This window comes from Pseudomonas sp., from assembly GCF_040514055.1.
Classification (GTDB): domain Bacteria; phylum Pseudomonadota; class Gammaproteobacteria; order Pseudomonadales; family Pseudomonadaceae; genus Aquipseudomonas.
Window position 1 is genome coordinate 107592 of record NZ_JBEVDL010000047.1, and the last position, 13428, is coordinate 121019.

The 13428-nt window shown below is 67.1% G+C and carries 13 protein-coding genes; 8 read left to right on the forward strand and 5 right to left on the reverse strand.

Translation table 11 applies throughout. The features are described 5' to 3' along the window. Window positions 1–19: 19 nt before the first annotated feature. Window positions 20–2539: an ATP-dependent helicase HrpB gene (hrpB, locus tag ABWY06_RS11660; protein ID WP_353925733.1), complete on the reverse strand. Its 2520-nt coding sequence runs from the start codon at window positions 2537–2539 to the stop codon at window positions 20–22. A gap of 415 nt (window positions 2540–2954) precedes the next feature. On the opposite strand from hrpB, the gene pmcY reads away from it, so the two are divergent. From pmcY to ABWY06_RS11685, 5 genes are all read left to right on the forward strand, one after another. Further along, the gene (pmcY, locus tag ABWY06_RS11665; RefSeq protein WP_353925734.1) at window positions 2955–3374 is read left to right on the forward strand and encodes a periplasmic Zn2+ metallochaperone PmcY; all 420 of its coding nucleotides are present in this window, start codon (window positions 2955–2957) and stop codon (window positions 3372–3374) included. A gap of 44 nt (window positions 3375–3418) precedes the next feature. Continuing rightward, entirely contained in the window at window positions 3419–3949 is a 531-nt protein-coding gene (locus ABWY06_RS11670; protein ID WP_353925735.1) for a DinB family protein, read from the forward strand. Continuing rightward, window positions 3940–4833 carry a cation diffusion facilitator family transporter gene (locus ABWY06_RS11675; RefSeq protein WP_353925788.1) on the forward strand — a complete coding sequence of 298 codons (894 nt, stop codon included), beginning with the start codon at window positions 3940–3942 and terminating at the stop codon, window positions 4831–4833. Before ABWY06_RS11670 ends, ABWY06_RS11675 begins: the two co-directional genes overlap by 10 nt. A gap of 372 nt (window positions 4834–5205) precedes the next feature. Then, window positions 5206–5685, forward strand: a complete 480-nt coding sequence (locus ABWY06_RS11680) for an Lrp/AsnC family transcriptional regulator (protein WP_353925736.1) — start codon at window positions 5206–5208, stop codon at window positions 5683–5685. Between the two features lie 64 nt (window positions 5686–5749). Continuing rightward, window positions 5750–5953, forward strand: coding sequence for a DUF2788 domain-containing protein (locus ABWY06_RS11685; protein ID WP_353925737.1), 204 nt, complete (start codon window positions 5750–5752; stop codon window positions 5951–5953). Window positions 5954–5968: 15 nt separating this feature from the next. On the opposite strand, the gene ABWY06_RS11690 is transcribed toward ABWY06_RS11685, so the two are convergent. Then, window positions 5969–6538 (reverse strand): pseudouridine synthase, encoded by a 570-nt coding sequence (locus tag ABWY06_RS11690; protein WP_353925789.1) that lies wholly within the window; start codon window positions 6536–6538, stop codon window positions 5969–5971. A gap of 140 nt (window positions 6539–6678) precedes the next feature. Here ABWY06_RS11690 and ABWY06_RS11695 point away from each other — a divergent pair, with 140 nt between their 5' ends. The 3 genes from ABWY06_RS11695 (at window position 6679) to ABWY06_RS11705 (ending at window position 9343) form a co-directional block, all read left to right on the forward strand. Further along, entirely contained in the window at window positions 6679–7728 is a 1050-nt protein-coding gene (locus tag ABWY06_RS11695) for an MBL fold metallo-hydrolase (protein ID WP_353925738.1), read from the forward strand. 80 nt (window positions 7729–7808) lie between these two features. Continuing rightward, window positions 7809–8843: an NADPH-dependent aldehyde reductase Ahr gene (gene ahr, locus ABWY06_RS11700; protein WP_353925739.1), complete on the forward strand. Its 1035-nt coding sequence runs from the start codon at window positions 7809–7811 to the stop codon at window positions 8841–8843. 56 nt (window positions 8844–8899) lie between these two features. Beyond that, window positions 8900–9343: a GNAT family N-acetyltransferase gene (locus tag ABWY06_RS11705; protein ID WP_353925740.1), complete on the forward strand. Its 444-nt coding sequence runs from the start codon at window positions 8900–8902 to the stop codon at window positions 9341–9343. Window positions 9344–9346: 3 nt separating this feature from the next. Here the strand turns inward: ABWY06_RS11705 and amn are convergent, their stop codons facing one another. From amn to ABWY06_RS11720, 3 genes are all read right to left on the reverse strand, one after another. Then, window positions 9347–10819: an AMP nucleosidase gene (gene amn, locus ABWY06_RS11710; RefSeq protein WP_353925741.1), complete on the reverse strand. Its 1473-nt coding sequence runs from the start codon at window positions 10817–10819 to the stop codon at window positions 9347–9349. 128 nt (window positions 10820–10947) lie between these two features. Beyond that, window positions 10948–12597, reverse strand: a complete 1650-nt coding sequence (locus tag ABWY06_RS11715; RefSeq protein ID WP_353925742.1) for an acyl-CoA dehydrogenase family protein — start codon at window positions 12595–12597, stop codon at window positions 10948–10950. Beyond that, the gene (locus ABWY06_RS11720; RefSeq protein ID WP_353925743.1) at window positions 12594–13235 is read right to left on the reverse strand and encodes a TetR/AcrR family transcriptional regulator; all 642 of its coding nucleotides are present in this window, start codon (window positions 13233–13235) and stop codon (window positions 12594–12596) included. Before ABWY06_RS11720 ends, ABWY06_RS11715 begins: the two co-directional genes overlap by 4 nt. Window positions 13236–13428 lie beyond the last annotated feature (193 nt).

The window sequence follows — 13428 nt, forward strand, 5'->3', positions numbered from 1 at the left end:
CCTTGGCGCCTGCTGACCCTCATTGCTTGCGCGGCTTCGCGCGAGCGGTGGCCTCGGCCACCAGCGGGTCATCGGGCCAGTAATGTTTCGGGTAGCGGCCCTTGAGGTCTTTTTTCACCTCGGTATAGGTATTGGCCCAGAAGCTCGCCAGGTCCTGGGTCACCTGGACCGGCCTGCGCGCCGGCGACAACAGGTGCAACAACAGGGCCAGGCGGCCACCCGCGATGCGCGGCGTCAGCGCCAAGCCAAACAGCTCCTGGAGCCGCACGGCCAGCACGGGCGGATACTCCGAATAGTCGAGGCCTATGCGAGAGCCCGAGGGCACTCCCAGGCTGCGCGGCGCCAGCTCGTCCAGGCGCTGGGGCAAGGGCCAGGGCAGCAGGCCGGCCAGCAGCGCTGGCAGGTCCAGGCTGGCGAAATGACTGAGGCGGCTGACCTTGCCCAAATAGGGCTGCAGCCAGTCTTCCAGGCGGGCCAGCAGTGCCGCATCGCTCAGGTCCGGCCAGTCGCTGCTGCCCTTTTCGCTCAGGTCCAGGCGGCGCAGCAATGCCACCCGCGCCTGCCACTGCCGCAGCTCCGGCGTCCAGGGCAGCAGTTCGATGCCCTTGCGGCGCACCAGTCCGATCAGCGCCGAGGCACGGGCCTCCTCATTCAAGGCTGGTAGCGCGGCGCGGCTCAGCACCAACTCGCCCACCCTCCGCTGGCGCTCGGCGCGCAGCACGCCCTCGCGCTCGTCCCACTCCAGCTCATCGCGCTGGCTGACCTGTTCGGCCAGCACCGTCTCGAACAGTCCAGGGTCGAGAGCCGCGGCCAGATAGATGCGCTCCTCGCGCTGCCCTTCGCGGCTGCCCAGGTCGGCCACCACCAGCCAGGGCTCTTTCATTAGCGCGTCGGGGTCGCCGAACTGGGCGGCGCGGCCATTGGCCAATCGATAGCCACCCCCGCCCTCACGGCGCTGACGAGCCACCCGATCCGGATAGGCGAACGCCAGCAGACACCCTATCCAGCCGGGATCAGTGGGGTCGGCCACCGGCTGCCCGGCGCCCCCACGCAGGTAGTGCCTGAACTGCCGAGCCAGTTGCCGTATGCGCTGAACGGCGCCGCGGCTGGCCTTGGCTGAAGACTCGCTGCCCAACGCCACCAGCCGGTCGTGCAGGTCGGCACCGGCGCCACGCAGGATATCCCTCTCGCCGAGCAGTGCGGCGATGTCGCAGGCGAGGTTACCCAGGCCAAGCGCCTGTCCCCGCAGCAGCAAATGGGCGATACGCGGATGCGCCGGCAGCTCAGCCATCGCCTGGCCATGGGCCGTGAGGACACCGCGCGCATCCAGGGCCCCGAGGCGACCGAGCAGATCACGGGCCTGGCTGTAAGCCGCCGAAGGCGGTGCATCGAGCCAGGCCAGTTCCTCGGGCACTACCCCCCAGCGCGCCAACTGCAGGGCCAGCCCGGAGAGGTCCGCCTGCAGGATTTCCGCGCTGCCATAGGCGCTCAGTTGTTCGTGCTGGGCCTGCGACCACAGCCGGTAGCACACCCCCGGCTGCAAGCGCCCGGCACGCCCGGCGCGCTGGGTGGCGCTGGCACGGGAGATACGCTGGGTATCCAGGCGGGTCATGCCGCTGGCCGGGTCGAAACGCGGCACCCGGGCCAGGCCGGCATCCACCACCACCCGCACGCCGTCGATGGTCAGGCTGGTCTCGGCGATGTTGGTCGCCAGCACCACCTTGCGCAGACCGACCGGCGCCGGCTCGATCGCCGCCCGTTGCGCCGCCAGGTCCAATTCACCGTGCAGCGGACAGAGCATCACGTCGGCCTGCCCCTCCAGCTGCTCGGCCAGTTGCCGGTGCACACGGCGAATCTCCGCCTGGCCGGGCAGAAACACCAGCAGGCTGCCACGCTGCTCAGCCAGTGCCTGCAGGCACAGTTGAACCACACGAGGCTCGACATATTCACCGGGTTGAAAGGGCCGTCCCCACTCCGTGGTGACGGGAAACATACGGCCTTCACTGGAAACAACCGGGGCGTCGTTCAGCAAGCGAGAAAGCCGTTCCCCCTCCAGGGTCGCCGACATCAGCAGGAGCTTGAGCGGCTGCTCCTCTCGCATCAGCGCGCGGCCGTTGAGGCACAGTGCCAGGGCCAGGTCGGCGTCCAGGCTGCGCTCGTGAAACTCGTCGAAGATCACCAGGCCAACCCCTTCCAGCGCCGGATCCTCCTGCAATCGGCGGGTCAGGATGCCTTCGGTGACGACTTCGATCCGGGTCCTGGGCCCGATTCGGCTTTCCAGGCGGATGCGGTAGCCAACCGTCTCGCCGACCGCTTCCCCCAGTTGATCGGCCAGACGCTCGGCCGCCGCCCGTGCAGCCAGTCGGCGGGGCTCGAGCATCAGGATGGACTGCCCCTGCAGCCAGGGTTCGGTCAACAGCGCCAGCGGCACACGGGTGGTCTTGCCGGCGCCGGGCGGCGCTTCCAGCACGGCCTCATGGCGGCGGGCCAGGGCGTCGCGCAGGGCGGGCAGCGCGGTATCGATGGGTAAGGCGGGCATGGATTTCATGGGCCCAGTATACCGACGAACCGCCAGGGCCTAGGGCCTGTTGACACTATGCGCACGGCCGCGCCGACGCCTGTTTGGGCGCGAGACCAGGCACGAGTCGCGCGGTTTGGTCATTCCAAATAAGCGACGAGTAACGCCGTATCGCGCCCAACCAGGCCCGGCCCTGCGGGTTGCGCGCAAAATGGCCCCATGCGGCGTTGCGGGACTTGGCAAGGGAATGGCCATTGCCGGCGTCCCGCGCCTGGCCTGGGGCCATTTTTCGCAGCAACGCGGCGCGTGTGGCTAGTGTCAACAGGCCCTTGCGCGGATCCGATCAGAACAGGACGGCAACGCGGCGAGGGCCGCATTGCAGCGGCATTGCCACGAACGTCTTGGTATAGTGGCTCATTATTGTCTGGAGGTCGTTATGCCCATGGGTTCCCGCATTATCGGTGGTGTTCTGGCCATCGCCCTGTTCACCCAGCTGAGTGCATGCGGCACGCTGTTCTTTCCGGACCGGCGTGGCCAGATCGAAGGGCGAATCGATCCCCTGGTCGCCGGCTTGAACGCCGTGGGCATCCTCTTCTACGTGATCCCCGGACTGATCGCCTTTGGCATCGACTTCGCCACGGGCGCCATCTACCTGCCCGAGGGCGAGACTTACTCGGTGGCCCCGGAGACCCTGCAGCCGGCCATTGGCGCCGATGGCCGGATCGACACCGCCAAGCTGCGCCTGATCATCGAACAGCAAACCGGCCGCGACCTGCCGTTGGACGATCCGCGCCTGATCCAGCACAGCGGCGACCTGGAGCAGTTGGCCAGTTACGGGCTGCGCCCGGCGGCCTGACCGCCATTCTTGACCCGCGCCGCAGGTGCGGCCTGGGGGGATCCATGTCCACGACCGCGTTATCGGCAACGCCCCAATGGCTCAGCCCGCACCTGCGGCAGCTGCTGCGCTACCACGGTTGGGCCTATCGGCGGCTGATCGACAGCCTGCAGCGCCTGGAGGCCACGGCCTACCAGGCGCCTTGCGGGCTGTTTTTCGGCAGCCCCCACGGCACCCTCAATCACCTGGCGGTGGCCGACCGTATCTGGCTGGCGCGGGTGCGCGGCGAGCCTGCACCCTTCACCCGCCTGGATGCCGAGGTGGCCACCGACCTGGCGGGCGTGCGGGACTTTATCGCCGAGGGCATCGCCGGCTGGCAGGCCTGGTTGCAGGCCCGGGATGACCACGGATTGAGCCAGGTGCTGACCTACCGGAACAGCCGTGGTGATGCCTTCTCCCGGGTACTGGCCGATGTGCTGCTGCACCTGGTCAACCACGGTAGCCACCATCGCGGGCAGATCAGCGCGGCGCTGACGAGCCTGGGGCAGCCGGCACCGGTGCTCGATTACATCTACTTCCTCAACGAATCGCCGTGACCCCTCGATATGCCCGCCTGCTGCGCCAAGCCAGCGCCGCCGCCTTGGCGGTGGCCCTGCTGCTGGTGCTGTGCAAGGCCCTGGCCTGGTGGCAAAGCGGCTCGGTCAGCCTGCTCGCGGGCCTGACCGACTCCTTGCTGGACAGCGCGGCGTCGCTGCTCAACCTGGTGGCCGTGCACTACGCCCTGCGCCCGGCCGACCATGACCACCGCTACGGCCACGGCAAGGCCGAGGCATTGGCGGGCCTGGGCCAGGCGCTATTTATCGGCGTGGGCGCCCTGCTGGTGGGCGCACACGGAGTCAGTCATCTGCTGCACCCGCAGCCGCCGCGCAGCCCGAACCTGGGCATCGCGGTGATGCTGTTGTCGTTGCTGTTGACAGCTGCGCTGCTGCTGTTCCAACGCCATGTGGTGAGAGTGACGGGCTCCACCGCCATCCAGGCCGACTCGTTGCACTACCGCTCCGACCTGCTGCTCAACGGCAGCATCCTGCTCGCCCTGCTCATGGCCGGTTACGGTTGGCCGCAGCTGGATGCGCTGTTTGGCATCGCCATCGCCGGGTACATCCTCTGGAGCGCATGGAGCATCGTGCGCCTGGCCTTCAGCGTGCTGATGGACCAGGAGCTGCCGCCGGCCATCGCCGAGCAGATGCTGGTCCTGGCCCGCGCAGTGCCTGGCGTGCTCGGCGCCCATGACCTGCGCACGCGCATTTCCGGCAGCCACTGGTTCGTCCAGTTGCACCTGGAGCTGCCGGACCGCCTGAGCCTGGTCGAGGCACATGGGCTGGGGGAACAGGCGGCCAGCGCGATCCGCGCGGCCTTTCCCCACGCCGAGGTGCTGGTGCATGCCGATCCCGCCAGCGTGGTGGCGCGCGGCGAAGACTGAAGCGGGCCGCCGACGCGCGCGCATTCAGCAGCGTAGGTTGCATAAAAACTTAAAGAACATAAAAAAAGGGAGGTCCTAAGACCCCCCTCGGGAAACTTGTCCGGTGCTGGCGATGTTATCGCCGCTTTCATCGCCCGCCTGGTTGGGCAGTGCGGACCCGGGGGCCGCGGCAACCCGGTGGGGCTGGCGGCGGCGGACCGCCTGGTTGGGCGGGCCGTCTGGACATCATCGTCCGGGCCTTGAAACTGAGATAAAGCTTAACGTCACGGCACCGGCAGGCGATTGCTAATATTGTCCAATCAGCTATCATTTGCGCAATAATTCGCTTCCAATCAATTAAAATCAGCAATCTAAAAACGAGCAACAATAAAAGTGAACAAACTAGACCGCTACGACCTGGCGATTCTGGCCGACTTGCAGCGCGACGCCACCCTTTCCAACCAGGACCTCGCCGAGCGGATCGGGCTGTCGCCTTCACCCTGCTCGCGACGGGTCAAGCAATTGCAGGACGACGGTTATATCCTGCGCCAAGTGGCCTTGCTGGACCGCAAGAAACTCGGCTTGAGCCTGACCGCCTTTGTCCAGATCGGCATGGACCGTCATACGCCGGAGCGTTTCGAGCACTTCGAAAGCGTGATTCGCCGCTGCCCCGAAGTGCTCGAATGCAACCTGGTGACTGGCATGGACGCCGACTACCAGCTCAAGGTGGTGGTCGCGGACATGGAGCATTACCAGCAATTCCTGCTCGGGCAGCTGACACGCATCGAAGGGGTGACCAGCGTGCGCTCCGCCTTTGTGCTGAACCAGGTGGTGTCCAGCACCGAGTTGCCACTGCAGCATCTGCGCGGCTAAGCCGCGGGCTTACCCGTGAACGCATCGCGTACAATGGTCGCCTCGATGACTCCCTGAGGTAACCATGGATCCGAAAGTATTCGAAGAGTGGATGATGATCATCCTGGTCGGCGGCCTGGTGCTGTTTATGGCCTTTATCGTCTGGGACCTGGCGAAGAAATCCAAGGCCGGCCGCTACGGCAGCCTGGTGTTGTTCTTTGCCCTGGGGCTGGGCGTGCTGGGTTTTATCATCAAGACCGTGGTGATCGGCAGCCTGGAAGGCTTCTGAGCCGGGCCCACCGACTCAGCCCAGGGTCGCCGGCACCTCACGCCACTCTCCGGGCAGCAGTCCGTCCAAGGCCCAGTCACCGATCCGCACCCGCACCAGACGCAAGGTGGGCAGCCCGACCGCCGCGGTCATGCGCCGCACCTGGCGGTTACGCCCCTCGCGAATCACCAGTTCCAGCCAGGCCGTGGGTACCGACTTGCGAAACCGCACCGCGGGCGTGCGCGGCCACAGCGCCGGTTCGTCGAGCAGGCGCGCCTCGGCCGGCAGCGTCGGCCCATCGTTGAGCTCCACACCCTGGCGCAACTGCTGCAACTGCTGCTCGTTCGGTTCGCCCTCCACCTGCACCCAATAGGTCTTGGCCAGCTTGTGCCTGGGGTCGGCGATACGCGCTTGCAACTGGCCGTCGTTGGTCAGCAACAACAGACCCTCGCTGTCGCGGTCCAGGCGTCCGGCCGGGTAGATGCCGGGGATCGCGACGAAATCCTTGAGGGTGGCGCGCCCCTGCTCATCGCTGAACTGGGTCAGCACATCGAAGGGTTTGTTCAGCAGGATCAGCCGGGCGGTCGTCGGCGGCGCCTTGGCCACCCGGCGCGGGGTGGACGGTGCCGAAGTCTTGGCGGCGGGACGTGGGGAGCGGGCCATGGTTACAAAAGGTGTCCGGAGGCGAAGGGCAGCGGGCGATCATGCTAGGTTGAGGCACTGCCCACTGCAAGAGTATCGACGCGATGCCCGCTGTTTCACGCCCTGCCTGGTTGCTCGGCCTGCTTAGCCTGGTCGGCTGCACCGGGGGCCCCTACCAGGGACCGACTTCCGACCACTTCGACGGTCAGCGTTTCAGCAACCTGGAACCCAAGGCGCACAAGACCCTGGCTGCCGTGCTCAAATGGCAACTCAACCGCCCGCCCCAGGCCGCCTGGGTCGAGCAGCCGTTGCCGACCGCAGCGCAGGCGATCCCGCAACGCGTCGAGGGGCAGGACCTGCGGGTCACCTATATCAACCACGCCACCCTGCTGATCCAGCTGCAGGGGCTGAATATCCTCACCGACCCGCTGTGGTCCAAGCGCGCCAGCCCGCTGTCCTTTATCGGCCCCAAACGTTACCACGCCCCCGGGCTGAGCCTGGACCAGCTGCCGCCCATCGACCTGATCCTGGTCAGCCACAACCATTACGATCACCTGGATACCGGCAGCCTGCGGCAACTGGCCGGGCGCTTTCCCAAGGCCCAGGTGGTCACCGGGCTGGGTAATGGCGCGCTGATTCGCCAATGCGGCTTTGCTGACGTACGCGAGATGGACTGGTGGGAGGCGCTGCCACTGAATAAGGGCCTGACCCTGCACGGGGTGCCGGCGCAGCACTGGTCGTCGCGCACCCGCGCCGACACCAACAAGACCCTGTGGATGGGCTTTGTGCTCGAGGCGCCCGAGGGGCCGCTGCTGTTTCCCGGCGATACCGGGCTGGGCCCCGAATTCCGCCTGATCCACCAACGTTTCGGCCCGATGCGCTTTGCCGCCCTGCCGATCGGCGCCTATGCGCCACGCTGGTTTATGCGCGACAACCATATGAACCCGGCCGATGCGGTGCAGGCGCACCGCCAGCTTGCGTCCCAGAGCAGCATGGCGATCCACTTCGGCACCTTCAACCTCAGCGATGAGGAACAATTCGCGCCAGTGATGGAGCTGGCCACCGCGCTGCGCGAACAGCAGGTGCCAGAGGCCGAGTTCCGGGCTCCGCAGCCCGGCGAGCACTGGCAAGTGCCCCCCCTGCAGCGCCCCTGAGCCCAGCGGCATCCGCTGCTGGCGTCACGCTGGGTCGGCTATGCTGCTGCTCCATCTGCATGCCAACGAGGACCGCCCCCATGAGCGCCGACCCGCACGTCCAGGATCACTTCACCGGCTGGGCCGCCATGGCCCCCCGCGCGCCCCTGGAACCCTACCGTTTCGACCCGGGTCCGCTGGGCGCCGAAGAGGTCGAGGTGCGCGTCGAATACTGCGGCATCTGCCATTCCGACCAGTCGATGATCGACAACGAGTGGGGCAATGCACGTTTCCCCTTTGTCCCCGGACATGAAGTGGTGGGCAGCGTGGTGCGCCTGGGCGAGCAGGTACGCGGCCTGAAGCTCGGCCAGCGGGTGGGGATCGGCTGGTACAAGGGCAGCTGCATGCACTGCCACAGCTGCATGGAAGGTTCGCATCAGCTGTGCGGCACGGTCAAACCGACCATAGTCGGCAGCAACGGTGGCTTCGCCGATCGCCTGCGCGCCCACTGGGCTTGGGCCATTGCCCTGCCGGACAGCCTGGATCCGGCCCTGGCCGGACCGCTGTTCTGCGCCGGTTCGACGGTGTTCGCACCGCTGCTGGAGCTGGGCGTCAAGCCCACCGACCGGGTCGGCGTGGTCGGTATCGGCGGCCTCGGGCACCTGGCACTGGGCTTTCTCAACGCCTGGGGCTGTGAAGTCACCGCCTTCACCTCGTCGCTGAGCAAGCGCGAGGAAGCCCAGCGCCTGGGCGCCCATCGGGTGCTGGCTTCCACCGATCCCGAAGCATTAAAAGCGGCCGCTGGCAGCCTGGACCTGCTGCTGGTCACCGCCAGCGCCGACCTCGACTGGAATGCCTTGATCGGCACCCTGGCCGCCAAGGGTCGCCTGCACTTCGTCGGCATAGTGCCCAGCGCCATCCCTGTGCACGTGTTCAACCTGATTCCCCGCCAGCGCAGCCTGTCCGGCTCGCCGGTGGGCTCGCCCGCCAGCATGGCCAGCATGCTGGCGTTCTGCGCGCGTCACCAGATCCTGCCCCAGGTGGAGCTGTTCCCCATGAGCCAGGTCAACCAGGCCATCGACCACCTGCGCGCCGGCAAGGCGCGCTACCGGGTGGTGCTGGACGCCAGTCGCTGACCGCGCGGTCGATTTGCGGCAAACTGGCGGACCTTTGTCGGCCGCCAGTTCCGTTTATGCCCTCTCCCATCGAAACGCCCAAGCCCATCGACCTGCCGCGCCTGCTCGAAGTCTGGGAAGCCGCCGTGCGGGCCAGCCATGACTTTCTTCCGGACGGCGAGATCGAACTGATCCGGCCCTTGCTCGCCAGCCAGTACTTTCCCGCCCTCGAACTGACCTGCGTGCGGGCCGACTCCGGCCAGGTGCTCGGCTTTCTCGGCCGCGCCGAACACAAGGTGGAAATGTTGTTCGTCGACCCCGTCGCACAGGGTCAGGGCGTCGGTCGTACCCTGCTCCGGCATGCCATGGAACAGGGCGCCCGTGGGGTCGATGTCAACGAACAGAATCCAGCGGCCCTCGGCTTTTACCTGAGCCAGGGATTCAGCGTGGCGGGACGCTCGCCGCGCGATGGCGGCGGACGTCCCTATCCGTTGCTGCACCTGGCCTTGCCGGAGGCCTGACCCTCAGCGGAACGGCGGCTCGTCGAAGCTGCGCAGCTTGCGCGAGTGCAGGGAGTTGAGCTGGGTGCGCATCAGGTCCAGGGCGGCAATGCCGATATGCAGGTGCTGGGTCACCGCTCGCTCATAGAACGCCCCGGCGGCCCCGGGCAGCTTGATTTCGCTGTGCAGGGGTTTGTCCGAGACGCAGAGCAGCGTGCCATAGGGCACCCGCAGGCGATAGCCCTGGGCGGCGATGGTGCCGCTCTCCATGTCCACCGCGATGGCCCGGGCCAGGTTGATCTGCGCGCGCTCCTGAGCCCAGCGCAGTTCCCAGTTGCGGTCGTCGTAGGTCAGCACGGTGCCGGTGCGCAGACGCCGCTTGAGCGCTTCGCCACGCTCGCCGGTGACCTGGGCGGCGGCCTCCTGCAAGGCCATCTGCACCTCGGCCAGGGCCGGAATCGGGATATTCGGCGGCACCACCCGGTCGAGGATGCCGTCACGGCGCATATAGGCATGCGCCAGCACGTAGTCGCCGATGGTCTGGGATTGGCGCAGGCCGCCGCAGTGGCCGATCATCAGCCAGCAATGGGGGCGCAGCACCGCCAGGTGATCGGTGATGTTCTTCGCATTGGACGGGCCGACGCCGATATTGACCAGGGTTACGCCATGGCCGTCTGCGGCGATCAGGTGGTAGGCCGGCATCTGGTAACGGTGCCAGAGCACCCCGCCGATGATCGACTGCGCCTCGCCGTTGTCCATGCCGCGCTCGATCACGATATTGCCCGGCAGCACCATGCGCACGAACCGCGGATCCTCGCGCAACTGGGTCAGGCCGTGGAGGATGAACTGGTCGACGTAGCGGTGGTAGTTGGTCAGCAGGATCCAGGGCTGCACATGGCGCCAGTCGCTGCCGGTGTAGTGCACCAGGCGGCGCAGGGAAAAATCCACCCGCGCGGCGTCGAACAACGCCAGCGGCAGTGCGTCGGGATTGTCCCAGTCGTACAGGCCATCGGCGATGCCGTCGGAGGCGGCCGACAGGTCGGTGCTGGGAAAGACCCGAGCCAGCTCGGCGGCGGTCACTCCGGAGCCCGCCAGCTCGTCGCCTTGTTCCACCACATAGGGGTAGGGGATATTCTGCTGGCTGGTGCCGACCTCGACCCGCAGGGTGAAATCGTTCATCAACGGCCGCAGCTGCTCGAGCAAGTAGTTACGGAACGCCTTGGGATGGGTCACGGTCACGCTGTAGGTACCGGGGACCTGGACCTTGGCATAGGCACGAATGGTGGTCGGGACCTCGCCCTGGCACAGGTAGGTCAGGCGCAGCTCCGGGTAGCGGAACTGGCTGTGCTGCGCCGCGTCGGGCCTGATGCGCTCCTTGAGGTAACGCTTGAGGGCCTGGCTCAGGCCCTGGGTGGCTTGTTCGTGCAGGACCGCCAGCCGGTCGACGGCCTCTTCGGCGGTGTGGGCGATCTCGAAGGCTTCGCTGTTGCTGGTCACGGGGACATTCCTGTCTGAGCACTCAGGTTTCTATCTTGCCTGGTTTACCGGCAAAAGGCATGCGTACGCCGCCCCCGCAGACTGTACGTCAATCCCCGCCCCACCCACCAGCGGCGCGCCACCGCAGCTCAGACCAGATGCGGCGTGCTGCGCGCCACCAGCGCCTCCACCGCCACACCCCGCGGCAAGGTGCCATAGGCCCGACCGCCCTCGCCCAGCCGGCTGGCGATAAAGGCATCGGAGACCTCGGCGTTGCCGGCTTGCAGCAGGAGGGTGGCCTGCAGGGTAATGGCCACCTCCTCGGTCAGTTGGCGGGCCCGGTACTGGATATCCGCGGTATCGCGAAACGCCGCCTGCAACCGGCCCACTTGCGCCTTGAGCCGGGCATCGCCATGGCCGTCGCCCAGCTCGATAAACAGCGCTTCGAGCACGCCGGGCTCCTTGGACAGCGCGCGCAATACATCCAGGCACTGCACATTGCCCGAGCCTTCCCAGGTGGAGTTGACCGGCGCCTCGCGGTACAGCCGCGGCAGGATGCTGTCCTCGACATAGCCGGCGCCACCCATGCATTCGGCGGCCTCGTTGATCATGGCGGGGGCCCGTTTGCAGATCCAGTACTTGCCCACCGCGGTGACCAGGCGGGCGAACTTGTTCTCCTGCTCGTTCTCGGGATGGTCCAGCGCCCGACCCATGCGCAGGGTCAGGGCCAGCGCCGCCTCGCTTTCCAGGGCCAGGTCGGCCAATACGTTCTGCATCAGGGGCTGCTGCGCGAGCACACGTCCGCCCACCTGCCGATGGGCACAGTGGTGAGCCGCCTGGGTCAGCGCCTGGCGCATCAGGGCGCTGGAGCCGACCATGCAATCGAAGCGGGTCAGGGACACCATCTCGATGATGGTCGGTACCCCACGCCCCTCTTCGCCGACCATCCAGGCCAGCGCCCCGCGGTACTCGACCTCGCTGGAGGCGTTCGAGCAGTTGCCCAGTTTGTTTTTCAGGCGCTGGATATAAAACGCGTTGCGCGTACCGTCCGGCCGATGGCGCGGCAGCAGGAAGCAACTCAGGCCCTTGTCGGTCTGCGCCAGGGTCAGAAAGGCATCGCACATCGGTGCCGAGCAGAACCACTTGTGGCCGACCAGTTCGTAGGCCTGGCCTGGACCGCCGGTACCAACCGGGTAGGCCCGGGTGGTATTGGCCCGCACGTCGGTACCGCCCTGCTTCTCGGTCATTGCCATGCCGATGGTCGCCCCGGTTTTCTGCTCGATCGGCAGGTTGCGCGGGTCGTACTGGCTCGAGAGGATCTTCGGCAGCCAGTGCTGCGCCAGGTCGCCCTGCAGGCGCAGGGCCGGCACGCTGGCGTAGGTCATGGTCAGCGGGCAGCCGCTGCCGGCTTCCGCCTGGCTGTGCAGGTAACTCATGGCGGCGCGGGCGACCTGGGCACCGGCGCGGGGCTCGGTCCAGGGCAGCGACGGTAAGCCATGGCTGATCGCAGCAGCCATCAACTCATGGTAGGCCGGGTGAAACTCCACCAGGTCGATGCGATGGCCGTAACGGTCGTGGCTCTTGAACTGCGGCTTGTTCTCGTTGGCCAGAAACCCCGCGACCATCAAGGGACCACCGGCCAGCGCACCGTAGGCATCGATACGCGCCTCGGCCCAGCCGCCGTCGAAGCGACGGGTCCATTCCTGCAACGGCAAGTCGAGTCGATAGAGGTTGGCGCCGTCCAGCGGCGGCACCTGGTTGAACACTTCATGGGTTTCGGCAAGGTTGGACAGGGTCATGGCGTTGGTTCCTCGGCGCCCACGGCGCGCAGGCAAAAAGTCACGATGCAATGGCTGACGGTATTCAAGTCGGGGGCCGGCAGCCCCTTGTCGCGGGCGGCGCGCGCCGCCGGCGACAAGGGGCCGACCAGGGATTCGCTGATCGCCCCCACCAGGCAGGCGGCAATCACCGGCAGCGGCCCCGGGCGGAACAGCCCCTGCTGCACGCCCTCCTCGATCAGGCCGACAAACAGCGCGGCATAGGCTTCGCGGTAGCACAGGCGACGGTCATCCACCGCCGGGTCGACCGGTTCGGCGATCAGCGCAAAGGCCAGCTGGCGGCTGTGCCAGGCACGGCTGGCAAACTGCTGCAGGCCCGCCCGTAACCGCACCACCGGCGAGCCGCTGCCGCGCAAGACGGCACCCAGGGCCTGCAGTTCATGCTCGCTGGCCAGGCTGAACACTTCGGCGGCCAGCTCGCCCTTGCCCTGGAAGTGCCGGTACAGGCTGCCGGTGGCGATCCCGGCGTCCTCCGCCAGGGCCTGCATGGTCAGTGCCGCGAAACCACCTTCGGCGACCCGCTGCAGGGCACAGGTGAGGATATGCGCGCGTAGCTGCAGGTCGCGATCGAGGCGGGCCACTGTGGTGCGGTAGACCATGATCTGAATCCTAATTCAGCGAATGAACCCAGTGAATCACCATTCAGTGTTTGACGAAAGCGGCATTTCGGCCAGATCGCCCCACATCGGACAGCGCGCCACGCCCCACCCGCGGGACGCCATTTCGCCAGCGGCAGAATGCCGCGACCGCCAGCCCGGGCCCGGGCTGGCGGTTTAGTGATAAGCTCGCGCC

Excerpts from the sequence above, each read along its gene's own strand:
- hrpB (WP_353925733.1), bottom strand. The coding sequence starts at position 2,539 with ATGCCCGCCTTACCCATCGATACCGCGCTGCCCGCCCTGCGCGACGCC.
- pmcY (WP_353925734.1), top strand. The coding sequence starts at position 2,955 with ATGCCCATGGGTTCCCGCATTATCGGTGGTGTTCTGGCCATCGCCCTG.
- ABWY06_RS11670 (WP_353925735.1), top strand. The coding sequence starts at position 3,419 with ATGTCCACGACCGCGTTATCGGCAACGCCCCAATGGCTCAGCCCGCAC.
- ABWY06_RS11685 (WP_353925737.1), top strand. The coding sequence starts at position 5,750 with ATGGATCCGAAAGTATTCGAAGAGTGGATGATGATCATCCTGGTCGGC.
- ABWY06_RS11695 (WP_353925738.1), top strand. The coding sequence starts at position 6,679 with ATGCCCGCTGTTTCACGCCCTGCCTGGTTGCTCGGCCTGCTTAGCCTG.
- ahr (WP_353925739.1), top strand. The coding sequence starts at position 7,809 with ATGAGCGCCGACCCGCACGTCCAGGATCACTTCACCGGCTGGGCCGCC.
- ABWY06_RS11705 (WP_353925740.1), top strand. The coding sequence starts at position 8,900 with ATGCCCTCTCCCATCGAAACGCCCAAGCCCATCGACCTGCCGCGCCTG.
- ABWY06_RS11715 (WP_353925742.1), bottom strand. The coding sequence starts at position 12,597 with ATGACCCTGTCCAACCTTGCCGAAACCCATGAAGTGTTCAACCAGGTG.
- ABWY06_RS11720 (WP_353925743.1), bottom strand. The coding sequence starts at position 13,235 with ATGGTCTACCGCACCACAGTGGCCCGCCTCGATCGCGACCTGCAGCTA.